At 67.0% G+C, this 20,819-nt stretch carries 18 protein-coding genes; 13 read left to right on the top strand and 5 right to left on the bottom strand.

The genetic code is table 11. From position 1 onward, the window contains the following. The first annotated feature begins 101 nt into the window (after positions 1-101). The 9 genes from cydD to HCO70_RS00205 all read left to right on the top strand — a co-directional run bounded on the left by cydD (position 102) and on the right by HCO70_RS00205 (position 11,446). On the top strand, positions 102-1,763 hold the full coding sequence (gene cydD / locus HCO70_RS00165) for a thiol reductant ABC exporter subunit CydD (RefSeq protein WP_172291929.1): 1,662 nt from the start codon (positions 102-104) through the stop codon (positions 1,761-1,763). After that, positions 1,760-3,424: a thiol reductant ABC exporter subunit CydC gene (gene cydC / locus HCO70_RS00170; RefSeq protein ID WP_172291931.1), complete on the top strand. Its 1,665-nt coding sequence runs from the start codon at positions 1,760-1,762 to the stop codon at positions 3,422-3,424. The genes cydD and cydC overlap by 4 nt, the downstream gene beginning before the upstream one ends. 111 nt (positions 3,425-3,535) lie before the next feature. Next, positions 3,536-5,149 carry a cytochrome ubiquinol oxidase subunit I gene (locus tag HCO70_RS00175; RefSeq protein WP_172291933.1) on the top strand — a complete coding sequence of 538 codons (1,614 nt, stop codon included), beginning with the start codon at positions 3,536-3,538 and terminating at the stop codon, positions 5,147-5,149. Between the two features lie 5 nt (positions 5,150-5,154). Further along, on the top strand, positions 5,155-6,318 hold the full coding sequence (gene cydB, locus HCO70_RS00180; protein WP_172291935.1) for a cytochrome d ubiquinol oxidase subunit II: 1,164 nt from the start codon (positions 5,155-5,157) through the stop codon (positions 6,316-6,318). Positions 6,319-6,333: 15 nt separating this feature from the next. Beyond that, entirely contained in the window at positions 6,334-6,468 is a 135-nt protein-coding gene (cydX, locus tag HCO70_RS00185; RefSeq protein ID WP_172291937.1) for a cytochrome bd-I oxidase subunit CydX, read from the top strand. A 94-nt stretch (positions 6,469-6,562) separates the two neighbouring features. Beyond that, the gene (locus HCO70_RS00190) at positions 6,563-7,882 is read left to right on the top strand and encodes an FAD/NAD(P)-binding oxidoreductase (RefSeq protein WP_172291939.1); all 1,320 of its coding nucleotides are present in this window, start codon (positions 6,563-6,565) and stop codon (positions 7,880-7,882) included. Between the two features lie 13 nt (positions 7,883-7,895). Continuing rightward, a complete protein-coding gene (locus HCO70_RS00195) occupies positions 7,896-8,258 on the top strand; it encodes a DUF5368 domain-containing protein (protein ID WP_172291941.1) in 363 nt (120 codons plus the stop codon). Positions 8,259-8,396: 138 nt separating this feature from the next. Then, positions 8,397-9,206: an AraC family transcriptional regulator gene (locus HCO70_RS00200; RefSeq protein WP_216665205.1), complete on the top strand. Its 810-nt coding sequence runs from the start codon at positions 8,397-8,399 to the stop codon at positions 9,204-9,206. Positions 9,207-9,313: 107 nt separating this feature from the next. Beyond that, positions 9,314-11,446, top strand: coding sequence for a TonB-dependent siderophore receptor (locus tag HCO70_RS00205; protein WP_253913074.1), 2,133 nt, complete (start codon positions 9,314-9,316; stop codon positions 11,444-11,446). Between the two features lie 3 nt (positions 11,447-11,449). Here the strand turns inward: HCO70_RS00205 and HCO70_RS00210 are convergent, their stop codons facing one another. Beyond that, positions 11,450-12,160 (bottom strand): alpha/beta fold hydrolase, encoded by a 711-nt coding sequence (locus tag HCO70_RS00210; RefSeq protein ID WP_172291945.1) that lies wholly within the window; start codon positions 12,158-12,160, stop codon positions 11,450-11,452. 154 nt (positions 12,161-12,314) lie between these two features. Here HCO70_RS00210 and HCO70_RS00215 point away from each other — a divergent pair, with 154 nt between their 5' ends. Beyond that, complete coding sequence (locus tag HCO70_RS00215) at positions 12,315-13,616, top strand: amidohydrolase family protein (RefSeq protein WP_172291947.1); 1,302 nt, start codon at positions 12,315-12,317, stop codon at positions 13,614-13,616. A gap of 34 nt (positions 13,617-13,650) precedes the next feature. Here HCO70_RS00215 and HCO70_RS00220 read toward each other — a convergent pair whose 3' ends face one another. The 3 genes from HCO70_RS00220 to HCO70_RS00230 are packed head-to-tail and all read right to left on the bottom strand — an operon-like array spanning position 13,651 to position 17,451. Further along, the gene (locus tag HCO70_RS00220) at positions 13,651-15,903 is read right to left on the bottom strand and encodes a xanthine dehydrogenase family protein molybdopterin-binding subunit (RefSeq protein ID WP_172291949.1); all 2,253 of its coding nucleotides are present in this window, start codon (positions 15,901-15,903) and stop codon (positions 13,651-13,653) included. Further along, the gene (locus HCO70_RS00225; RefSeq protein ID WP_172291951.1) at positions 15,896-16,954 is read right to left on the bottom strand and encodes a xanthine dehydrogenase family protein subunit M; all 1,059 of its coding nucleotides are present in this window, start codon (positions 16,952-16,954) and stop codon (positions 15,896-15,898) included. Before HCO70_RS00225 ends, HCO70_RS00220 begins: the two co-directional genes overlap by 8 nt. Further along, on the bottom strand, positions 16,951-17,451 hold the full coding sequence (locus tag HCO70_RS00230; protein ID WP_172291953.1) for a (2Fe-2S)-binding protein: 501 nt from the start codon (positions 17,449-17,451) through the stop codon (positions 16,951-16,953). Before HCO70_RS00230 ends, HCO70_RS00225 begins: the two co-directional genes overlap by 4 nt. 155 nt (positions 17,452-17,606) lie before the next feature. On the opposite strand from HCO70_RS00230, the gene HCO70_RS00235 reads away from it, so the two are divergent. From HCO70_RS00235 to mmsB, 3 genes are all read left to right on the top strand, one after another. Then, positions 17,607-18,212: a TetR/AcrR family transcriptional regulator gene (locus tag HCO70_RS00235; protein ID WP_172291955.1), complete on the top strand. Its 606-nt coding sequence runs from the start codon at positions 17,607-17,609 to the stop codon at positions 18,210-18,212. Positions 18,213-18,319: 107 nt separating this feature from the next. Then, entirely contained in the window at positions 18,320-19,339 is a 1,020-nt protein-coding gene (locus HCO70_RS00240; protein WP_172291957.1) for an enoyl-CoA hydratase/isomerase family protein, read from the top strand. Beyond that, on the top strand, positions 19,336-20,214 hold the full coding sequence (gene mmsB / locus HCO70_RS00245) for a 3-hydroxyisobutyrate dehydrogenase (RefSeq protein ID WP_172291959.1): 879 nt from the start codon (positions 19,336-19,338) through the stop codon (positions 20,212-20,214). Before HCO70_RS00240 ends, mmsB begins: the two co-directional genes overlap by 4 nt. Positions 20,215-20,220: 6 nt before the next feature. Here mmsB and HCO70_RS00250 read toward each other — a convergent pair whose 3' ends face one another. After that, positions 20,221-20,808: a cupin domain-containing protein gene (locus HCO70_RS00250; protein WP_172291961.1), complete on the bottom strand. Its 588-nt coding sequence runs from the start codon at positions 20,806-20,808 to the stop codon at positions 20,221-20,223. Between the last annotated feature and the right edge of the window lie 11 nt (positions 20,809-20,819).

Below are 20,819 nucleotides of genomic sequence, written 5' to 3' on the forward strand. Positions count from 1 at the left end.
GCGGATTGGGGATGCATTCGGCGGGATCGCCTCTACATCCTTTCGCGCGAGCGGGTTTATCGTGACTCGCATATGCTGTTTTCCCAGGGTGCCATCCGGCCATGCCCGACCCACAGGAGCCATCGACGGACCCGGACCGGGCGCGGTTGCGCCGGGCCCTCGGGCGGGAGCGTAGGGCCATCGGCATCGGCGCGGCGCTGAGCGCTGCAGCGGCGCTTGTGTGGCCATTGCAGGCGCTGTGCATCGCGGGGGTTTTCGCAGGGTTACTGACGGGTAACGGCATCACGCCGGGGCTGGCGGCGGTGCTGTTCGTGGCGCTGGCGGGCTTGCGCGCGGGGCTGACATGGCTGGCCGAGGGTGTGCTGTTCCGGGCGTCGCAGAACGTGATCGCGGCGGAGCGCGCGGCGATCCTGCGGCGCGAGGCGCAGGGGGCTGCGGAGTCGTCCTTTGGCGGGCCGGGCGCGGTGGCGGCGCTGGCGGCGGAGAAGCTGGAGGCGCTGCATCCCTACATCACCCGATACGCGCCGGCGCAGGCGCGGGTGGCGGTGGTGCCGCCTTTGATCCTTATCCTGGCGTTCTGGCAGAGCTGGGCGGTGGGGATCGTGTTGCTGATGGCGGGGCCGCTGATCCCGGTTTTCATGGCGCTGGTCGGCTGGGCCGCGAAGGCGGCGAGCGAAAAGCAGATGGCCGAAATCGGGCATTTGAGCGACCTGCTGGTGGACCGGCTGGCGGCGCTGCCGGATGTGCGGGTGCTGGATGCGGGTGCGCTGGTGACGTCGCGCTTCGCGGAGGCCGCGGAAGCGCTGCGGGCGCGGACGATGGCGGTGCTGCGGATCGCGTTCCTGTCCTCGACGGTGCTGGAACTTTTCGCGGCGCTGGGCGTGGCGATGGTGGCGGTTTGGGTCGGGTTCTCCCTGCTGGGTTTGTTGAGTTGGGGCGCCTGGGGTGGGGCGATTTTGCCTTTTGCCGGGATTTTCCTGCTGCTGCTGGCGCCGGATTTCTTTCAGCCGTTACGGGATCTTGCGGCGGCATGGCATGACCGGGCGGGGGCTTTGGCCGTGGCCGGAGAGCTTGCTGCTTGGGAAGCGGAGGCGCCGGCGGAGATCCTTGGGACCGGTGGGGCCGGTGAGCCCTTGCCGGGGGCGGCGACCGTACGGGCGGAGGGTCTGACGGCACGGCGCGGGGATCGCTTGATTGCCTATCCTGATTTCACCGTTGCGCCGGGCGAGAAACTGGCGCTGAGCGGGCCGAGCGGGGCAGGGAAGACGACCTTGCTGCGGGTTCTGGCGGGGCTGGAACGGGCTGAAGCCGGGCGTGTCGAGGTGTGCGGCGCGGCCCTGAACGATGGGACGGCGGACGGCTGGCGCGCGCGGCTGGGCTGGATGCCACAGCAGGTGGCGTTCCTGGCGCGGAGCCTGCGGTACAATGTGGGGTTCGGCGCGGCGTTGCGGCCGGAGGTGGTGGAGGCGGCGGCGCTGGACGGGGTGATCGCGACCCTGCCGCAGGGCGATCGGACGGTGCTGGGCGAAACCGGCGCGGGGCTGTCGGGGGGCGAGGCGCGGCGGGTGATGCTGGCGCGGGCGCTGGAGGCGCGGCCGGATGTGCTGCTGGCGGACGAGCCGACGGCGGATCTCGATTTCGAGACGGCGGACCGGGTGACCGAGGGGTTGCTGGAGCTGGCGGCGCGCGGCTGCACGCTGATCGTGGCGACGCATGATCCGCGGCTGATCGCGCGGATGGACCGGGTGGTGGCGGTGTCATGAGGTCGATGGCGATCATCCTGCGCTACATGATCGTGGATCAGCGGCAGGCGTTGTTGCGCGGGGCGTTGCTGTCGGTCGTGGTGCTGCTGATGGGCGCGGCTCTGCTGGGGCTGTCGGGGTGGTTCATTACGGCTGCAGCTGCGGCGGGGCTGGTCGGGGCGGGGGCGGTGTTCGACGTGTTCCGCCCCTCGGCGATGGTGCGGTTCCTGGCACTGGGGCGGACGGCGGCGCGGTATGGCGAGCGATTGCAGACGCACGATGCGACCCTGCGGGCGCTGGCGAGCGTAAGGGTGCGGTTGCTGGGGTCTCTGGTGCGAGCGCCGTACGAGCGGTTGCAGCGGGTGCGGGCGGCTCAGGCGCTGAACCGGATTACGGCGGATGTGGATGCTTTGGACGGCGTGCCGCTGCGACTGGTGTTGCCGGTGATGGCGGCGCTGGCGACGCATGTGGTGGTGTTCTTTGTGCTCTGGCGGCTGGTGGATCTGCGGGTCGCGGCGTGGGTGGCGTGTGGCTATGTCGTTGGCGGGGCTCTGGTTTTGGCGCTGGGTACGCGTGCCGCGCGGGGGGCTTCGCGGTGGGCGGAAGTGGCGGCGCAGGCGTTCCGGACGCGGCTGATCGATCTGATCGGAGGGCGGGCGGACCTGGCCGTTTACGGACAGCTGGTGCGGCAGGCGGAGGCGGTTTCGGCGGCGGAGGAGCGGCGGCGGGCGCAGGTCATGTCGCTGGATTTCATCGAGCGGGTGGCGGGGGCGGCTTTGGCGATGACCGGGGCGGTGGTGACAGGCGGCGCGCTGTGGATCGGCGGCGGGATGGCGGCGCGGGGGGAAGTTTCCCCGGCAAGCGCGGCGATCGGGGTCTTCGTCGCTCTGGCGCTGGCGGAGACGATTGCGCCACTCAGGCGGGTGCTGTCGGATCAGGGACGGATCGTGCAGGCGGCGCGGCGGGTGGCCGGGATGCTGGAGGCGCCGGCGACGGTGGGCGGCGGTTATGGCGGTGCGGCCGGGGGGATGGCGTTTTCCGGCGTCACCTACCGGCGGGTGTCGGGCGGGCGCGCGGTTCTGGACGGGGTGAGCCTGACACTGGAGCCGGGGACGGTGACGGCGGTGTCGGGGCCGAGCGGGACGGGGAAGTCGACGCTGTTGCTGATCGGCGCCGGGTTGCTGGAGGCGGAGCGTGGAAGCGTGACGCTGGGCGGGTGCCGCGTTGCGGATTGGGAGGAGAGTGCGTTCCGGGCGGCGGTGACGCTGGTGCCGCAGCGGGCGGGGCTGTTGCAGGGGACGGTGGCGGAGAATTTGCGGCTGGCGGCGCCGGAGGCCGGGGAGGATGCGTTGTGGGAGGCGCTGGAGGCGGTGCGGCTGGATGGCGTGATCCGGGCGAAGGGCGGGCTGGAGGCGATGCTGGGGCCGCGCGGGTCGGGGCTGTCAGGCGGCGAGGCGCGGCGGCTGGTGCTGGCGCGGGCGCTGCTGCGGCGGCCGGAGGTCCTGCTGCTGGATGAGCCGACGGAAGGCATCGACGGCGAGACTTCCGCTGAGGTTCTGGCCGGTATGCGTTCAGCGCTGCCGGGGGCGGCGATCCTGATTGCCACACACAAAGAGGCCGAAATGTCGTTTGCGAACAAACGGTTCGCCTTAAAGGACGGATGTCTGGTAAAATGCGAGTGAAAAATGCGGCTTTTTGACCTGTGTCAATCATGTCTTCGCTTCGCACATATAAGAAAAGCTGAATACTTGTCCCTCCGGGGGCGGGCTATTGCACGATAGGAGTTCGGAATTATGGAGTTCGGAGTTGTCGAGCTGTCGCGCCTGCAATTCGCGATGACGGCGATGTACCACTTCCTCTTCGTGCCGCTGACGCTTGGTCTGTCGATCATCGTGGCGATCATGGAGACGGTCTATGTCATGACCGGCCGCCCGATCTGGCGGCAGATGACCAAGTTCTGGGGGACGCTGTTCGGGATCAACTTCGTTCTCGGCGTCGCTACCGGCATCACGATGGAATTCCAGTTCGGGATGAACTGGAGCTATTACAGCCATTACGTGGGCGACATCTTCGGGGCGCCGCTGGCGATCGAGGGGCTGATGGCCTTCTTCCTCGAGGCGACGTTCGTGGGGCTGTTCTTTTTCGGCTGGGACAGACTGTCGAGGCGGGGGCACCTGCTGGTGACGTGGCTGGTGGCCATCGGATCGAATTTCTCGGCTCTGTGGATCCTGATCGCGAACGGCTGGATGCAGAACCCGGTCGGCGCGGTGTTCAATCCCGAGACGATGCGGATGGAGATGACGTCGTTCTTCGAGGTGCTGTTCAACGAGGTGGCGCAGGCGAAGTTCGTGCACACTGTGTCGGCGGGCTATGTGACGGCGTCGTTCTTCGTGCTGGGTGTGTCCTGCTGGTACCTGCTGAAAGGCCGGCACCAGGAGCTGGCGCGGCGGTCTATCGCGGTGGCTGCGGCGTTCGGGCTGGCCTCTGCCCTGTCGGTCGTGGTGCTGGGTGACGAGTCGGGCTACGAGACCTCGCATAACCAGAAGATGAAGCTGGCGGCGATGGAGGGCATGTGGGAAACCGAGCCCGCGCCGGCTCCGTTCACGCTGTTCGGCATCCCGGATCAGGAGGCACGTGAGACGCGGTACGCGATCCAGATCCCGTGGATGATGGGGCTGATCGGGACGCGGTCGCTGACGCAGGAGATCCCCGGTATCCACGAACTGGTGGACGAGGCGGAAGAGCGTATCCACCGCGGGGTCATCGCCTATGACGCGCTGATGACGATCCGGGCGGAGCGCGACGACACGCCGGAAGACGTGCGCGCGACCTTCGAGGAGTACAGCGACGACCTTGGCTACGCGCTGCTGCTGAAGCGGTACATCGAGGATCCGCGGGACGCGGATGACGCGCTGATCGCTTCGACCGCCTGGGATACGGTGCCGACGGTCTGGCCGATCTTCTGGGCGTTCCGGATCATGGTGGGGCTTGGCTTCGCCTTTATCGCGGTGATGGCGTACTTCTTCTACCGCGCCTCGTTCAGGGGGATGCGGTTCCCGCGCTGGGCGCTGACCCTTGGCGTGATCGCGATCCCGGCGCCGTGGATCGCCGCCGAGCTTGGCTGGTTCGTGGCGGAGTTCGGGCGCCAGCCGTGGACGGTGGACGGGGTGCTGCCCACCGCGCTGTCGGTCAGCCACCTTGGCATCGGAGACCTGCTGGTCACGCTGGCCGGGTTCATCGCCTTCTACACGGTGCTGTTCGTCATCGAGATGGCGCTGATGCTGAAATACATCCGGAAAGGGCCGTTCCAGGACGTCGAAGAGACCGACACCTGGATGGCGCGGCACGAGCACCGTCTGCGAACGCATGACGGCAAGGGCCCTTTTGCGGAAACCCCGGCGGAGTAAGAGACATGGTCCTGTATGAGCTAATCGACTACGACGTTTTGCGGGTGATCTGGTGGCTGTTGCTGGGCGTGCTGCTGATCGGGTTCGCGCTGACCGACGGGTTCGACATGGGGGTCGGCGCGCTGCTGCCCTTCGTGGCGAAGACCGACACGGAGCGGCGCGTTGTCATCAACACAGTAGGGCCGGTCTGGGAAGGCAACCAGGTCTGGTTCATCCTGGGCGGCGGCGCGATATTCGCCGCCTGGCCGCCGCTTTACGCGGTCAGCTTCTCCGGCTTCTACCTGGCGATGTTCCTTGTACTCGCGGCGCTGATCCTGCGGCCGGTGGGATTCAAGTACCGCTCAAAGCGGGACAGCGAAACCTGGCGGAGCCGCTGGGACTGGGCGCTGTTCGTCGGCGGCGCAGTGCCGGCGCTGGTGTTCGGCGTGGCGGTGGGGAACGTCCTGCAGGGCGTGCCGTTCTACCTGACCGAGGATCTGATGCCGATGTATCCGGGCAACTTCATTCTGAAGCTACTGGGGCTGCTTAATCCGTTCGCGCTGCTGGCGGGTGTGGTGTCGCTGTCGATGCTGCTGATGCACGGCGCGGCGTGGATCTCGCTGAAGACCGAAGGCGCGGTGGCCGCGCGGGCGCGGCAGTACGGCACGACGGCCGGGATGGTCGCGGCGGCGGGCTATGCGCTGGCCGGCCTGTGGCTGCATTTCGGGATCGACGGTTTTGCGCTGGTGAACGATCCGGTGGCGTCCGGCCCGTCGAACCCGCTGTATTCCGAGGTCGTGCAGGGCGGCAGCTGGTTCGCGGTCTATGGCGACCGGCCCTGGGCGCTGATCGCGCCGGTGCTGGGCTTTGCCGGGATCGCGCTGGCCATCATGGGGTTGCGCGCGGGGCGCGAGGTGTCGACGCTTCTGTGGTCGAAGATGGGGATCCTCGGGATCATCTCTTCGGTCGGGCTGACGATGTTCCCGTTCATCCTGCCGTCGACGCTTGACCCGAATTCGTCGCTGACGGTGTGGGATGCCTCGTCCTCGCACCAGACGCTGTTCGTTATGCTGGTGGCGACGGTGATCTTCATGCCGATCATCCTCGCCTACACGGCGTGGGTCTACAAAGTGCTGTGGGGCAAGGTGACCGAGGACGACGTCACCGGCAATTCCGACAGCGTGTACTGAGAAAGGAGAAGCTCAATGTGGTATTTCGCCTGGATCCTCGGACTTCCGCTGGCGGCGCTGTTCGCCGTGCTGAACGCGATGTGGCTGGAGCTGCGCGAGGACGCTGCGCTGGCCGAAGAAAACGACGATTCCACCGGCAGTCGCCCCTGACGGTGGATACAGTCCCGGACGCCTGACGCGCCCGGGGAACCTTACCCTGAAACGATAATGATCCGCTGCGCCCTCGGCGGGAGTGGAGGAAGCTATGACGGTTGATAGGAACGTTACAATCAGTCGTAGGGGATTGCTGGGTCTGGCGGCTGGCGGTGCCGTTCTGGGTGCTGTCGGGGCACCGGAGGCACAGGCGCAGCCGGTGTCGACCAATGCGAATATCGTGATTATCGGCGCGGGCGCCGGGGGCACCGCGCTGGCGAACAGGCTGGTGCGGCGTCTGGAGGGCGCGGATATTACGCTGATCGATCCACGGCAGGATCACCTGTACCAGCCGGGCCTGTCACTGGTGGCGACGGGGCTGAAACCGGCGAGCTATGTCGTGTCGAAGACCACCGACTGGTTGCCGCGCGGCGTGACGCTGATCGCAGAGGCGGCGGAGGCCATCGATCCCGACGCGCAGACGGTCGCGACCTCTGGCGGGCAGGTTCTGGCATACGATTACCTCGTAGTGGCGCCGGGGCTGGTACTGGACCACGATGCGATCGAGGGTTTCTCACTGGACCTCGTAGGGCAGATGGGGATCGGCGCGCTTTACGCCGGGCCGGGCTATGCCGCGCGGACGTGGGAGGCGGCGCAGCAGTTCACCGAGGAGGGCGGCGTGGGGATCTTCACCCGGCCGGCGACCGAGATGAAATGCGCAGGCGCGCCGCTGAAGCACACCTTTCTGATCGACGACATCGCACGGACGGCGGGCAATCGCGGGAAGATGGAGATCACCTATGCCGCGCCACAGGGGGCGCTGTTCGGCGTGCCCATCGTCGCCGAGAAAGTGCGGATGCTGTTCGGTAATCGCGGGATCAGGACCGCCATGCAGCATACGCTGAAGGCCATCGAGCCGGGGGAGAAACGGGCGACGTTTACCACCGCCGATGGCGAGACGGAGATGGAGTACGACTATATCCACGTGATCCCGCCGCAGCGTGCGCCGGAGGTGATCCGGCAGTCCGGGTTGAGCTGGGCAGACAAGTGGACAGATCAGGGCTGGGTCGAGTGCGACATGGCCACTTTGCGCCACCTGCGCTACGGGAACATCTGGGCGCTGGGCGACGTGGCGGGGGTGCCGAAGGGCAAGACCGCGGCCAGCGTGAAATGGCAGGTGCCGGTGGTCGAGGACGGGCTGGTCGCCGCGATCGCGGGGACGGAGCCGGTGGAGACGTACAACGGCTATACCTCCTGCCCGATGATCACGCGGGTCGGGCGGGCGATGCTGGTCGAGTTCGACTACAACAACGATCTGGTGCCGTCGTTCCCGGGGATTATCGCGCCGCTGGAGGAGCTGTGGATCAGCTGGCTGATGAAGGAAGTGGCACTGAAGGCCACCTATAACGCCATGCTGCGCGGACGCGCGTGAGGAAGATCTAGCCATGAAAGACATGACATTCGGGACGATGATCGCGGTGTTCGAGGAGATTTTCGGGCGCTGGCTGTTCTGGGGAATGGTGGTCGTCGCCGTGGTGGTGACTTTGGCCTATCTCTACGTGCTGATCCGCGACCGCTCAGTCAGTTGGCGCAAGTTTCTGTGGGCGCAATTGGCGATGCCGGTGGGCGCGGTGGCGGCGGTTTGGTTCCTGATGGCGGTGACTCATTCGCGGATTTCCGATATCGGCGGGCCGGTCGACGTGATCGTGCTGCTGGGCGTAGCGGCGATGGGGGCCGTGGGGGCGGCGATACTCGTCTACACGGTGCAGTCGCTGATCTGGCCGCCGGAGCGAGACGGCGGGGTCTAAGATTTCGCGCGGCTCCGGCGGGTCGCCGGGACCGCGTGTCAGTTGACAATTCTGACAATTCAAGTAGGTTTTTCGACAGCCAGCGCTTGGGCCGAGCCAACCTTTCAGCGGGCCAGGTGCATGAGTTTCCATCCGAGAATGCAGGCGACGGTTCAGGGGATCACCCTGCTGCAGGAATTGAACAGCCTGTCGCTGGACCGGGCCTGCGTGGATTTCTGGGAGGTGCAGAGCGAGGCGGGGGCGGTGGGCCGCTATGTCTCGCCACATCCGCGGCTGGTGCAGTTCTTTGATGGCGCGGCGATGGAACTGGCGCGGCCGGGGCAGGAAGCGGGCGTTTCGGCGTCGGTCTGCTATATCCCGGCGGAGTTCCCGACCTTTGGAGTGATCGGCACGGCGCGGCGGCTGCGGCACCTGGACATTCACCTGCAGGCGGACCGGCTGGTGGAAATCCTGGGGCCGGACGCGGCGATGGACCGGCCGCATTTCCTGCCGCAATCGCCGACGGTGCTGAAGCTGGGCGAGATGCTGGCAGGGGAATGCGTGCGGCCGGCGCGTCCGGCGGGATACGCCTCGGCTCTGACGGAAGCCATCGTGCATGAGACGTTTCATCTGGCGAGCACGGCGGACAATGGCGTGGGCTGGCTGGCGCAGGTGACGCGGTATGTCGAGGACAACCTCGAGGAGCCGATCTGCCTGGGCACGCTGTGTTCCATCGCGGGTATGTCGCGGACGCAGTTCTCGCGCCGGTTTCGGGAAGAAACCGGGCTGCCGCCCTATCGGTGGGTGAAGAGGGCACGGATCGCGCGGGCGCAGGAGATGCTGCAGCGGGGCACACCACTTGCAGAGGCGGCCTGCGCAGCGGGGTTCGCGGACCAGGCGCATTTCACGCGGTCATTCCGGGATGCGACGGGGATGACGCCGGGGTCGTGGCTGGCGCAGTACGAATAGTCAAAGGCCGGGCGGAACGTTCAATACGAAACCGCACCTTTGGATTATGGAAACCTCTGTTCGAACGCGAATGGGGATCCGGCGCCACATGCCGGAGCGTAGCAAAAATGAAGAATATCAGACACTTCGAAAAGGCCGGGGTGCGACTCGGCGTGAGTCTTCTGGCCTTGCTGGTGGCAATGCCCGCGACGGCACAGGAAGATGAGGGCAGTTTCCTGGGCACGATCGTGCTGAAGAACCAGGAAGATGCGACCGGGCCGGTCGATGGCGAGAAGAACCCGCCGACAGTGACCGGGTCGAAATTTCCGGTACCGCTGAACGAGGTGCCGCAGTCGCTGTCGATCCTAGGCAGCGAGGAGATAGAGCGGTTCAACGCGACCAACGTGAGCACGGCGCTGCGGTACACGGCGGGTGTGACCGCCGACGTGTTCGGCGCGGATACGGATTACGACTGGCTGCGGGTGCGCGGGTTCCAGGCAGATCAGACGGGCGTCTACCTCGACAACGCGCAGAACCTCGCCTTCGCGTTCGGGTCCTTCTACATCGATCCCTATACGCTTGAGCGGATCGAGGTGCTGCGCGGGCCGTCCTCGGCGCTGTACGGCGGGTCGAACCCGGGCGGGATCGTGAACTATGTCTCGAAGCGGCCGGGCGATCGGGTGCGCGAGCTGACCTTCGGGATCAACGACGCATCGGCGGCGTGGCTGGAGTTCGATTACGGCGATGTCACGGCCAACGACGTCGCCTATCGCTTCACCGGGCGGATCGAAGGCGGCCAGAAATACGACGACATCAACGAGGGGCTGCGCGGCACGTTCGCGCCGGGCGTGAAGTTCACGCTGGACGGCGGGACGGAGGTGACGCTGCTCGCCAATATCCACATGGCGGACGAGAAGCACAACGGCTCGACCTTCCTGCCTTATTACGGGACCGTGGAAGAGACGGCGGAGTTCGGGTTCATCGACCGGGGTTCCAATTTCTCCGATCCCGACTGGGACAGCTATGTGCGGCAGCAGGCGTCTGTCTCGGCCATCGTCGAGCATGAATTCGCGAACGGTTTCACCTTTACCGGGATCGGGCGGGTCGGCGTGGCGAGCGTTGAGGAGAGCTATTACTACCCGTTCGGCTATGCCGGTTACGCGACGATGCCGACCGATGCGGATGGCTCGCTGGCGCTGATCGCCTTCGAGCATGACACGCTGGTCCGGACCGCGCAGACCGACATGCGGTATTACGGGACGGTGCATACCGGTGCGGTGAGTCATGACCTGCTGTTCGGGCTGGATGCGCGGTATTACTGGATCGACGAGACCCAGGCCTCGGGCTTCGGCGTCAACAGCGTGGTGAACACGACTGCACCGGGCACGCCTGTGCTGGGCGCGCCCTATCAGGATGCAGTCAGCACGCAACGGCAGGTGGGCCTCTATTTCCAGGATCAGATGCGGTGGGGCGCGGGCTGGATCGGGACGGTCAACCTGCGGCATGATTTCGTGAGCACAGAGCAGGATGGCAGCGGCGCATTCACGCGTGACGACAGCGAGACGTCCTATCGTGCGGCGCTGGCCTATGAGTTCGGCAACGGGTTCACGCCCTATGTGACCTATTCGACCTTCTTCGATCCGCAGATCGTCTCGCCCGCCAACGGGGTGACCGAGCCGGGACGGGGCGAGCAGGTCGAGGTCGGGTTCAAGTGGATGCCGGAGGGGGGCAACTTTTCCCTTACGGGCGCGCTGTTCCAGATCGACCGGGAGAACGTCGTGACGGGCGCCTGGCCGGTCTACAACCAGCTGGGCGAGGTGCGGTCGCGCGGTGCGGAAATCGAGGCGAGCTATGACTTTGCCAATGGTCTGAGCCTGTCGGGTGCGGCGACCTTCCTGGATGTCGAGGTGACTGCGGACAGCGATGCGTCGCTGATCGGCACGACGCCGACGCTGACGCCGGATACGGAACTGTCGCTGTTCGTCGGCTACGAGTTCTCGGGTCAGCTGGATGGTTTGAGCCTTGGGGCCGGCGTGCGGCATCGGGGCGAGAGCTATGCCGATGCGGCAAATACGCTGACGGTGCCATCTTCGACGATCTACGATCTTTATGCCGGATACGAGTTCGAGAATGGCGTGATGGCCAGTCTGGCGGTGACCAACGTGGCCGACGACCGGTACGTGACCGGGTGCCAGACCGCCTATGTCTGCTCCTACGGCGGCGGGCGCGAGATCAGCCTGGCGGTGACGAAAACCTGGTGACGATCAGCCGCCCTGCGGGATCAGTTTCTGCAGCAGTGCGGCGAGCGCGTCTGGCGCTGTGACGGCCGGGCTGTGGCTGGCGTCGAGGTCGTCGCGGGTCCAGCCGTCCTCTGTCGCGGCGCGGTCGGCGAACTGGCGGAAAGTGTCGCCGGGGCCGTTGCGGGTGCAGTAGATGTAATGGCGCGGGCAGGCGGGTTCGGTTTCGAACTGCAACCGCTCGCCCAGGCAGCCGATGGGCATGCTGTTGCGACGGCGGCCGAGCCATTCGAGGTCTTCGGCGGGCGTGTCGGGCGGCGGCGGATTGGCGGGGACCTGCCAGCCCTGTCCGTGTTCCGCGGCGCCGGCGATCATGCGCTGGCGATGCTCGGGCGGCGCGAGGTCGAACAGCGACTGGTTGGTGCGGGGCACGAAGGCGTCGAGGTAGACGATGCGCCGCACCTTTTCGGGCGCGCGGGTGGCGACGCCGGTGGCGACCATGCCGCCGTAGGAATGGCCGAGGAGGGTGACGTCTGTCAGCTCCTCTGCTTCCAGCTCTCCCAGCACGTCGGCGATGTGGGTGGAGAGGGTGATGCCGGGATGGGCGAGGTGCGCGCGGGCGCCGAGGCCGGTGTAGCTGGGCGTGTAGAAGTCGTGGCCGGCGGCGAGACGCGGGCGCATCCGCTTCCAGGCCCATGCGGCGGACCAGGCGCCGTGGCAAAGGACGATTGTGGCCATTGTGTTTTCCCTCCCACAGATTGCGCCGGTGTCGCGCCGGGGGACCGTAGACCGGGCGGGCAGGATCGGAAAGGTGGATTGGCCGGGGCTGTGGAAAGCGGGTAAGGGGCTTGGCAGGGGCGGTCTGGTGCCCCGGGACTGTGGAGGCGCGCCCGTGTTCGATCTGATCGTCAGAAATGCCAGCCTGCCGGATGGGCGTTGGGGGATGGATATCGCGGTGAGTGATGGCCGGATTGCGGCCGTCGAGGCGGGGATCGTGGCCGAAGCCGGAGAGGTGGTGGATGCCGCCGGGCATCTGGTGTCGCCGCCCTTCGTGGACGCGCATTTCCATATGGACGCGACTTTGTCGCTGGGTCTGCCTCGGCTGAACCGGAGTGGGACCTTGCTGGAGGGGATCGCGCTGTGGGGCGAGCTGAAGCCGATGCTGACGGTGGAGGCGATGGTGGAGCGGGCGCTGCGCTATTGCGACCTGGCGGCGGCGAAGGGGCTGCTGGCGATCCGCAGCCATGTGGACGTGTCGGACCCGACGCTGCGAACGGCGGAGGCGATGATCGAAGTGCGCCAAAAGGTAGCGCCCTACATCGACCTGAAGCTGGTGGCGTTTCCGCAGGATGGATACCTGCGCAGCCCGGGCGCGGTGGAGCTGATGGAGCGGGCGCTGGATATGGGGCTGGATGTCGTGGGCGGCATCCCGCATTTCGAGCGGACGATGGCGGAGGGTGCGGAGTCGGTAGCCGCGCTGTGCCGGATCGCGGCGGAGCGCGGGCTGCCGGTGGACATGCATTGCGACGAGAGCGACGACCCCATGTCGCGGCATGTGGAGACCTTGGCGCGCGAGACGGTGCGGCACGGGATGCAGGGGCGCGTGGCGGGATCACACCTGACCTCGATGCATTCGATGGACAATTACTACGTCTCGAAGCTGCTGCCGCTGATGGTGGAGGCGGATATCCGGGCGATCGCCAACCCGCTGATAAACATTACCTTGCAAGGGCGGCACGATACCTATCCGAAGCGGCGCGGGCAGACGCGGGTGCCGGAGATGATGGCGGCGGGACTGTGCGTGGCCTTCGGACAGGACTGCATGATGGACCCGTGGTACCCGCTGGGGACAGGGGACATGCTGGACGTGGCCTCGATGGGGCTGCACGTGGCGCAGATGACGTCGCGCGTGGGCATGCGGGACGTGTTCGACACGGTTACGGTGAACGCGGCGAAGGCGATCGGGCTGGAGGGCTACGGGCTGGAGCCGGGGTGCAACGGGGATCTGGTGGTGCTGCAGGCGCAGGATCCGATCGAGGCGATTCGGCTGCGCGCGAACCGGCTGTGCGTGATCCGGCGAGGGAAGGTGATCGCGCGGTCGGCGCCTGCGGTGGCGGAACTGATGATCGAGGGGCGGCCGGGTTCGGTTGATCCGGCGGCGTATGCGCCGCGGAGTGCCGGGCCGGAAGGGTAGACTGCCCGGCGGGGACCGCCGGGCAGGTGTGCGATTATTTCAGAAGCGCGGAGATGTGAATCGGGAAGGAGCGGACCCGAGTGCCGGTAGCGTGCCAGACGGCGTTTGCGATGGCTCCGACGGTGCCGGTGATGCCGAGTTCGCCCACGCCTTTCACACCCAGTGTGTTCACGTAGGGGTCTTCCTCGTCGATCAGCAGAGCCTCGACCGAGGGCGCATCGGCGTTGACCGGGATGTGGTAGCCGGCGAAGTCGCCGTTCACCAGCCGGCCCGAGCGCAGGTCGTGAATGCCTTCCTCGTGCAGGGCAGAGCTGAGGCCCCAGATCATGCCGCCGGTCAGCTGACTCTGCGCCAGCTTCGGATTGATGATCCGGCCCGCGGCGAAGGCGCCAACGAGGCGGGTGACACGGATCTGGTAGAGTTCCGGATCGACCTTGACCTCGGCAAAGACGGCACCGTGGGAGAACATCGCCCATTGCTCGCCGATGGACGGGTCGCGGCCGCCGGTTCCGGAGCCTTCCAGCGCGGTCAGACCGGCACGTGCGAGGATATCCTCGTAGGCCTCGCTGCGGCTGTCGTCGTCGGCGGCGCAGAGGCGGCCATCACGCGCCTCCACCCCGGCATTGCCCGCGCCGAAGAGTGGCGAGTCGGGGTCGTTGGTCGCGAGCTCCGCCAGTTGGCGGATCGCGTCGGACCCGGCGGCGAAAAGCGCGCCGCCCGCCGTGGCCGTGTGGCCGGAGCCACCCGCGACGCCGCCGTCGGGTTGCAGCGAGGTACCGGCGAGGAACTCGACCCGTTCGGCGGGCAGACCGAGGCCGTCGGCAGCGATCTGCGCCAGCGCGGTCCATGCGCCCTGGCCCATGTCGACGCCGCCGGTGGCAACGGTGGCGGTGCCATCGGCACGAAGCGTCGCGGTCGCCAGCGCCTGGAACATCGGCGCGGGGAAAAGCGAGGTGCCGACGCCCCAGCCGACGAGATGGCCGTTCTCGTCCCGCATGGTGCCGGGTTCGAGCGGCCGTGTGGCCCAGCCGAAGCGCTTCGCGCCCTCGGCATAGCATTCGCGCAGTGCCTTGGATGAGAACGGCTTGCCGGAGGCGGGATCGGTCTCGGAGTAGTTCCTAAGGCGGAATTCCAGCGGATCGAGCCCTGCCGCCTCTGCCGCCTCATCCATTGCGCATTCCAGCGCGGCGGAACCGCTCGCCTCGCCCGGCGCGCGCATCGGGCCCGGTGTGCCGGTGTCCATGCGAACGCCCTTGTGCGCGGTCGATATCGCCGGGCTGGCGTAGAGATTGTGCGAGGCGTTGCCGGCGCCTTCGATGAACTCGTCGAAGGAACTGGTGGTGGAGGTGGCGTTATGTTCAAGCGCGGTCAGTTGGCCGTCGGCATTGGTGCCGAGTTTCACCACCTGCCGGGTGCCGCCGCGATGGCCGACGGGTCCGAACATCTGGTCTCGGCGCAGCGCGATCTTGACCGGGCGGTCGAGTTCGCGCGCTGCGAGGATCGCGAGGATGTAGGGGCCGATCGGGATCGCCTTGGACCCGAAGCCGCCGCCGAGATAGGGGCTGCGCAGCGTGATGTTCTCGCCGGGAATGCCGAAGTACTTCGCGAACATGTCCCGGGCCATGACGAGCGCCTGGTTCGGGCAGTCGAGGGTCAGGAGGTCACCGTCCCATTCGGCGACGGCAGCGTGCGGTTCCATCGCGTTGTGGTACTGCAGCGGGGTGTCGATATGGGTTTCAGTGGTGCGGACCGCCGCCTTGCGGCCGGCCTCGATATCGCCCTTGGAAAAAGTCACCGCGCCGCCGATTCCGGTGGAGCCAGGCTCGTAGATTTCGCCGTTGTCGAAGCCGATGCGGGCGGGCTGTTCCTCGTATTCCGGTGAGAGGAGGCGTGCGCCTTCGGTCGCGGCCTCCAGCGTTTCGGCAACGACGAGCGCGACGGGCTGGTTGGCGTAGCGCACGGAGTCGTTCTGCAGCGCCTCCGTCCGCCAGGCGAACATGTGGAACTTTTCGTCGGGATCCTGTTCGAGGGCCGGGCGGTTTTCCGGCGTGTAGACCTCGACAACGCCGGGATGGGCGCGGGCGGTGTCGACATCGAGTTTCGCGACGCGGCCGCGAGCGATGCCGGCGCTGGCATAGACGGCGTAGAGCAGCCTGTCAGGACGGTTGTCGGCGGCGTAGGTGGCAGCGCCGGTGACCTTGGCGATCCCGTCGCGGCGGGTCATCGGCTGGCCGGCATTCGATCCGAGACGGACGTGGCCGGCAGGCATCAGGATGGTGTCAGGCATGGGCGGAAGCTCCATTGACGGAAGCGAAGACGGAAGCAGGCAGCGCGGGCATACGATCCGGCGTGCCGGCGGCGGCCTGGGTCAGCGCGCGGGTTAGCACGCGTTTGGCGAGGTCGATCTTGTGGGCGTTGTCGCCGGAGGGCCTGGCGCCGTCGAGCGCGGCCTCGGCTGCGCGGGCGAAGGTTTCTGCATCTGGCGTGGCGCCATTCAGCAGTTCCTCGGCGGCGCTGGCGCGCCACGGTTTGGCGGCGACGGCGCCGAGGGCGATGTGCGCCTCGGCGATGGTGTCGCCGTCCATCCGCAGCATTGCCGCGGCGGAGACCAGCGCGAAGGCGTAGGAGGTGCGTTCGCGCAGTTTGAGGTAGCGGGAGTTCCCAGCGAACGCGGCCGCTTCGGCGGGCAGGCGCAGGGCAGTGATGATCTCGCCCGGTTTCAGGTCCGCACCGCCGGGTGAGGTTTCGTCCGGCAGCATGTGGAAGTCGGCGAGCGGGACGTCACGGGTGCCGTCCGGGCCCTCCATCTCCACCACCGCGTCCAGCGCAGCAAGCGGAACGCAGAAGTCGGACGGGTGGGTGGCGATGCAGGTCTCGGTCCAGCCGAGCACGGCGTGACTGTGAGTTTCGCCGCCTATTGCGTCGCAGCCCGCCCCAGACTCGCGCCGGTTGCAGGCGCTGTTGGGGTCGTAGAAATACGGACAGCGGGTGCGCTGCATCAGGTTGCCGCCGACTGTCGCGGCGTTGCGGAGTTGAGCCGACGCGCCGGAGAGCAGCGCCTCTGCCACCGCAGGGAAGGATGCGGCGAAGGACGGGTCGCGGGCGAGGTCGGAGTTCCGGACCATGGCGCCGATGCGTGTGGAACCGTCACTCAGCGTCTCGATCCTGTCGAGGCCGGGGAGGCGGGTGATGTCCACCACCTTGCCGGGATGGGCGACGCCGGCCTTCATCAGGTCCAGCAGGTTGGTGCCGCCTGCGAGATAGGCCGCGCCGGGCTTGGAGCCCGCGGCGATGGCTTCGGACAGCGAGGCTGGGCGGACGTAGTCGAAGAGGTTCATGCGCGTTTCCTTTCGTCTTCGGCCTCGGCCATGCGGCGCTGCGCATCGATCACGGCGGCGGTGATGCCGGGATAGGCGGCGCAGCGGCAGAGGTTGCCGCTCATGCCTTCGCGGATGCGTTCCGGGTCGTCGCCGGCTTCGCCCTCGGCGATCAGGCCGACAGCACTCATGATCTGGCCGGGGGTGCAGTAGCCGCACTGGAAGCCGTCATGCTCGATGAAAGCGGCCTGAACCGGGTGCAGGTCTTCGCCCTGGGCAAGGCCCTCGATGGTTGTGACGTCTGCGCCGTCCATGCTCATCGCGAGGGACAGGCAGGAATTCACGCGACGGCCGTCGACAAGGACGGTGCAGGCGCCGCACTGGCCGCGGTCGCAGCCCTTCTTGGTGCCGGTCAGGCCGATGCGTTCGCGCAGGACGTCGAGCAGTGTGGCCCGCGCATCTTCCAGTGGCACGTCATGGCGGTCGCCATTGACGGTAAGGCTGATGGAAAGGGGCATGATCCCTCCGATGTTGGGTGTCTTAGAGGCAGAAACCGCGGGACCTTTCGTCCCGCGCCGGTTCGTGCAAATTTGGACTGGGCCTTCGTGACCCGTAATGACAATATACGGAGGGTGCCTCCGTTTAGCAAGTCCGAAAGGGTCCTTGACCGGAAATGGGTGCGGAACCGCAAAAGTCCAGCAGAAAACCGCGGGCGGATTCGATCCGGAACCGGGAGAAGCTGCTTGCGGCGGCGAGCGACGTTTTCTCGGCTGGCGGACCGGGGGCGAGTCTCGAAGCCGTGGCGCGCGAGGCGGGTGTCGGTATCGGCACGCTTTACCGGCATTTCCCTACGCGGGAGTCGCTGTTCCTAGCTGTTTACGAGCGCGAAGTGGACGAGATGGTGGACCTCGCCACCCGTCTGGCAGGGGAGGCCGATCCGGTTGAGGCGCTGCGCCGCTGGATGCATGCGAGCGTCCATATGGTGGCGACGAAGCGCGGGATGCTGGCCGCGCTGACCCCGACGGTGGAAGGCGCCGACGCGTTCTTTGCCGAGGTGTCGAAACGGCTGCTGAAGGCAGTGTCGGACCTGATGGACCGGGGCATCGAGACCGGCAGGCTGCGCGGTGACGTGCCGCCGGAAGAGGTCATGCGGGCGTTCCTTGCGATCTGCTACACACGCGAGCAGCCGGGATGGCAGGAGACGGTTATCCGCCTGCTGGACGTGTTCATCGACGGGCTGGCCACCAGCCCGGCGCAGCGGGACGGCGGCGCCGGTTAAGGCGGGACCGACTGCTTGCGTTTCCCGACCGATCCGGGCGTTATCGCGGCAAGGAGTAACGAGGACCTGCCGCCGAGCATGGCCCGGTCGCCGGTGGAGGAGCGCGGATGAGCGATATTTCGGTACGTGTCGACGGCGTCGCTGGGCGGATCACGCTGACCCGGCCGAAGGCGCTGAACGCGCTGACCTACGACATGGCGATGGCGATCGAGCGGGCGCTTGACGACTGGGCGGATGACGACGCCGTGCGGCTGGTTGTGCTGGAAGGGGATTGCGAGAAGGCATTCTGCGCCGGGGGCGACGTGGCGGAGCTGTACCGGCGGGGGCGGGCGGGCGATTACGAATATGCCCGGACCTTCTGGCGCGACGAGTACCGCATGAACGCGAAGGTCGCGGAGTATCGCAAGCCGGTGGTGTCGTTTCTGCATGGGTTCGTCATGGGCGGCGGTGTCGGCATCGGCTGTCACGTGGCGCATCGGGTGGTCTGCGAGTCGTCGCAGATCGCCATGCCGGAATGTGCCATCGGGCTGGTGCCGGATGTGGGTGGATCGCTGCTGTTGTCTCGGGCGCCGGGGCGGCTGGGTGAGTACCTGGGCGTGACCGGGCATCGGATGGACGCGGGCGATGCGGTGCATTGCGGGTTCGCGGACGTGTTCGTGCCGGAGGCGGGATGGGACGCGCTGAAGGCGGAGCTGTGCGAGAGCGGTGATGCGGATGCGGTGGCGCGGGCGGCGGTGGAACCGCCGGCGTCTGCTTTGGCGCGGGCAGAGTGGATCGGGGAGTGTTTCGACGGCGATCTGGCGAAAGTCATTGCTTGCGTCCGGGAGGAAGAGGCGGTGAAGGCGGTACGCAAGGGCTCGCCCTTGTCGATGGCCTGCACGCTGGAACTGGTGCGGCGGCTGCGGGCGATGGATGCGCAGATCGGCCCGGCGCTTGAGATGGAATTCCGGTTCACGGCGCGGTCGATGGAGCACGGGGATTTCCTAGAAGGCGTGCGCGCGGCGCTGATTGACAAGGACCGCTCGCCGGTCTGGCGGCATCGCCCGGAGGAGGTGACGGAGGCGGAGGTGACGGCGATGTTGGCGCCTCTGGGTGAGGAACGGCTCAAATGGGAGGACTGGGCATGAAGATCGGGTTCATCGGTCTTGGCAACATGGGTGCGCCGATGGCGGCGAACCTTGTGGCGGCCGGGCACGAGGTGGTCGGGTTCGACGTGGCGGCGGCGGTGCCGGAGGGCGTGACGAAGGCGGGGTCGGCGGCTGAGACGGCCAAGGGCGCCGAGGTAGTGATTACCATGCTTCCGAACGGCGATATCCTGCGGAAGGTCGCGGCGGAGATCGTGCCGGCGATGACGGAAGGTACGGTGTTCCTCGATTGCTCGACCGTGGATGTGGAGAGCGCGCGGGCGGTCGCCGACCTGGCAGCGGGCAGCGGTATCCGGCCGCTGGATGCGCCGGTTTCGGGCGGGGTTGGCGGGGCCGCGGGCGGAACACTGACCTTCATGGTGGGCGGCGGCGACGAGGCGTTCGAGACGGCTCGTCCGCTGTTCGAGATCATGGGCCAGAAGGCCGTGCATTGCGGACCTTCGGGCAACGGGCAGGCGGCGAAGATCTGCAACAACATGATCCTCGGCGCGACGATGATCGCGACCTGCGAGGCGTTCGCGCTGGCAGACAAGCTGGGGCTGGACCGGCAGGCGATGTTCGACGTGGTGTCGACCTCTTCCGGCTATTCGTGGACTATGAACGCCTATTGCCCGGCGCCGGGTGTGGGGCCGCAATCGCCTGCCGATAACGGCTACAAGCCCGGTTTCGCGGCGGACCTGATGCTGAAGGACCTGCGTCTGTCACAGCAGGCGGCGGAAGCGGTGGATGCGGACACGCCGATGGGGAAGGCGGCAATGGATCTGTATGCCCGATTCGTCGAAAAGGAAGACGGGTCGGGCAAGGATTTCTCGGCGATGCTGCCCCGGTTCGAGCATCGCGGGCGCAGCGCGGGGTAGGTGTTCCTACAGGTAGGGCGGGGTGCAGGCGGAGACGACGACCGTGCGCCCGTCATGGGCATTGCGGAAGCGGTGCGGAACGCGGCTGTCGAAAAGGTAGGATTCGCCGGGGTAGAGCACGCGGACTTCGTCGCCGACAGTGACCTCCAGCGCGCCCTCGATGACGTAGCCGCCTTCGTTGGAGAAATGTTCCAGTCGGGTTTCTCCGGTTTCGGCGCCTTCCTCGTAGACTTCGTGCAGGATCTGCAGGTTGTGGCGGTGGGCGTTTCCGATCTGGCGGAAGCTCATGCGACCGCTGGCATCGGGTGCTCCGAAGACGTGCAGTTTCGAGGTGAGATCCAGCAATTCGTCTGGGCCGAAGAACGGACCGTCGGGGGCCGAACGCTCGACATCGAAGAAGTCGGCCATCGACATGTTCAAGCCGCTGAGGATCTTGCGCATGGTCGAGATCGACGGGCTCGACTTGTTCTTCTCGATGATCGAGATCTGGGCATGCGGGACACCGGCGCGTTCGGCGAGCTGGCGCTGCGATAGCTGCGCCATCTTACGCATGGCGAGGAGCCGGGCGCCGATGTCGAAGGTGCTGTCGGTCATTGCGGATCTCC

It is taken from the genome of Pseudoruegeria sp. HB172150, from assembly GCF_013184805.1.
In the GTDB taxonomy this organism is placed as follows: Bacteria; Pseudomonadota; Alphaproteobacteria; order Rhodobacterales; family Rhodobacteraceae; genus Psychromarinibacter.

Excerpts from the sequence above, each read along its gene's own strand:
- HCO70_RS00190 (WP_172291939.1), top strand. The coding sequence starts at position 6,563 with ATGACGGTTGATAGGAACGTTACAATCAGTCGTAGGGGATTGCTGGGT.
- cydC (WP_172291931.1), top strand. The coding sequence starts at position 1,760 with ATGAGGTCGATGGCGATCATCCTGCGCTACATGATCGTGGATCAGCGG.
- HCO70_RS00205 (WP_253913074.1), top strand. The coding sequence starts at position 9,314 with ATGAAGAATATCAGACACTTCGAAAAGGCCGGGGTGCGACTCGGCGTG.
- HCO70_RS00220 (WP_172291949.1), bottom strand. The coding sequence starts at position 15,903 with ATGCCTGACACCATCCTGATGCCTGCCGGCCACGTCCGTCTCGGATCG.
- HCO70_RS00240 (WP_172291957.1), top strand. The coding sequence starts at position 18,320 with ATGAGCGATATTTCGGTACGTGTCGACGGCGTCGCTGGGCGGATCACG.
- cydB (WP_172291935.1), top strand. The coding sequence starts at position 5,155 with ATGGTCCTGTATGAGCTAATCGACTACGACGTTTTGCGGGTGATCTGG.
- HCO70_RS00250 (WP_172291961.1), bottom strand. The coding sequence starts at position 20,808 with ATGACCGACAGCACCTTCGACATCGGCGCCCGGCTCCTCGCCATGCGT.
- HCO70_RS00200 (WP_216665205.1), top strand. The coding sequence starts at position 8,397 with ATGCAGGCGACGGTTCAGGGGATCACCCTGCTGCAGGAATTGAACAGC.
- HCO70_RS00230 (WP_172291953.1), bottom strand. The coding sequence starts at position 17,451 with ATGCCCCTTTCCATCAGCCTTACCGTCAATGGCGACCGCCATGACGTG.
- mmsB (WP_172291959.1), top strand. The coding sequence starts at position 19,336 with ATGAAGATCGGGTTCATCGGTCTTGGCAACATGGGTGCGCCGATGGCG.
- cydX (WP_172291937.1), top strand. The coding sequence starts at position 6,334 with ATGTGGTATTTCGCCTGGATCCTCGGACTTCCGCTGGCGGCGCTGTTC.
- HCO70_RS00225 (WP_172291951.1), bottom strand. The coding sequence starts at position 16,954 with ATGAACCTCTTCGACTACGTCCGCCCAGCCTCGCTGTCCGAAGCCATC.
- HCO70_RS00210 (WP_172291945.1), bottom strand. The coding sequence starts at position 12,160 with ATGGCCACAATCGTCCTTTGCCACGGCGCCTGGTCCGCCGCATGGGCC.
- HCO70_RS00175 (WP_172291933.1), top strand. The coding sequence starts at position 3,536 with ATGGAGTTCGGAGTTGTCGAGCTGTCGCGCCTGCAATTCGCGATGACG.
- HCO70_RS00195 (WP_172291941.1), top strand. The coding sequence starts at position 7,896 with ATGAAAGACATGACATTCGGGACGATGATCGCGGTGTTCGAGGAGATT.
- HCO70_RS00235 (WP_172291955.1), top strand. The coding sequence starts at position 17,607 with ATGGGTGCGGAACCGCAAAAGTCCAGCAGAAAACCGCGGGCGGATTCG.
- cydD (WP_172291929.1), top strand. The coding sequence starts at position 102 with ATGCCCGACCCACAGGAGCCATCGACGGACCCGGACCGGGCGCGGTTG.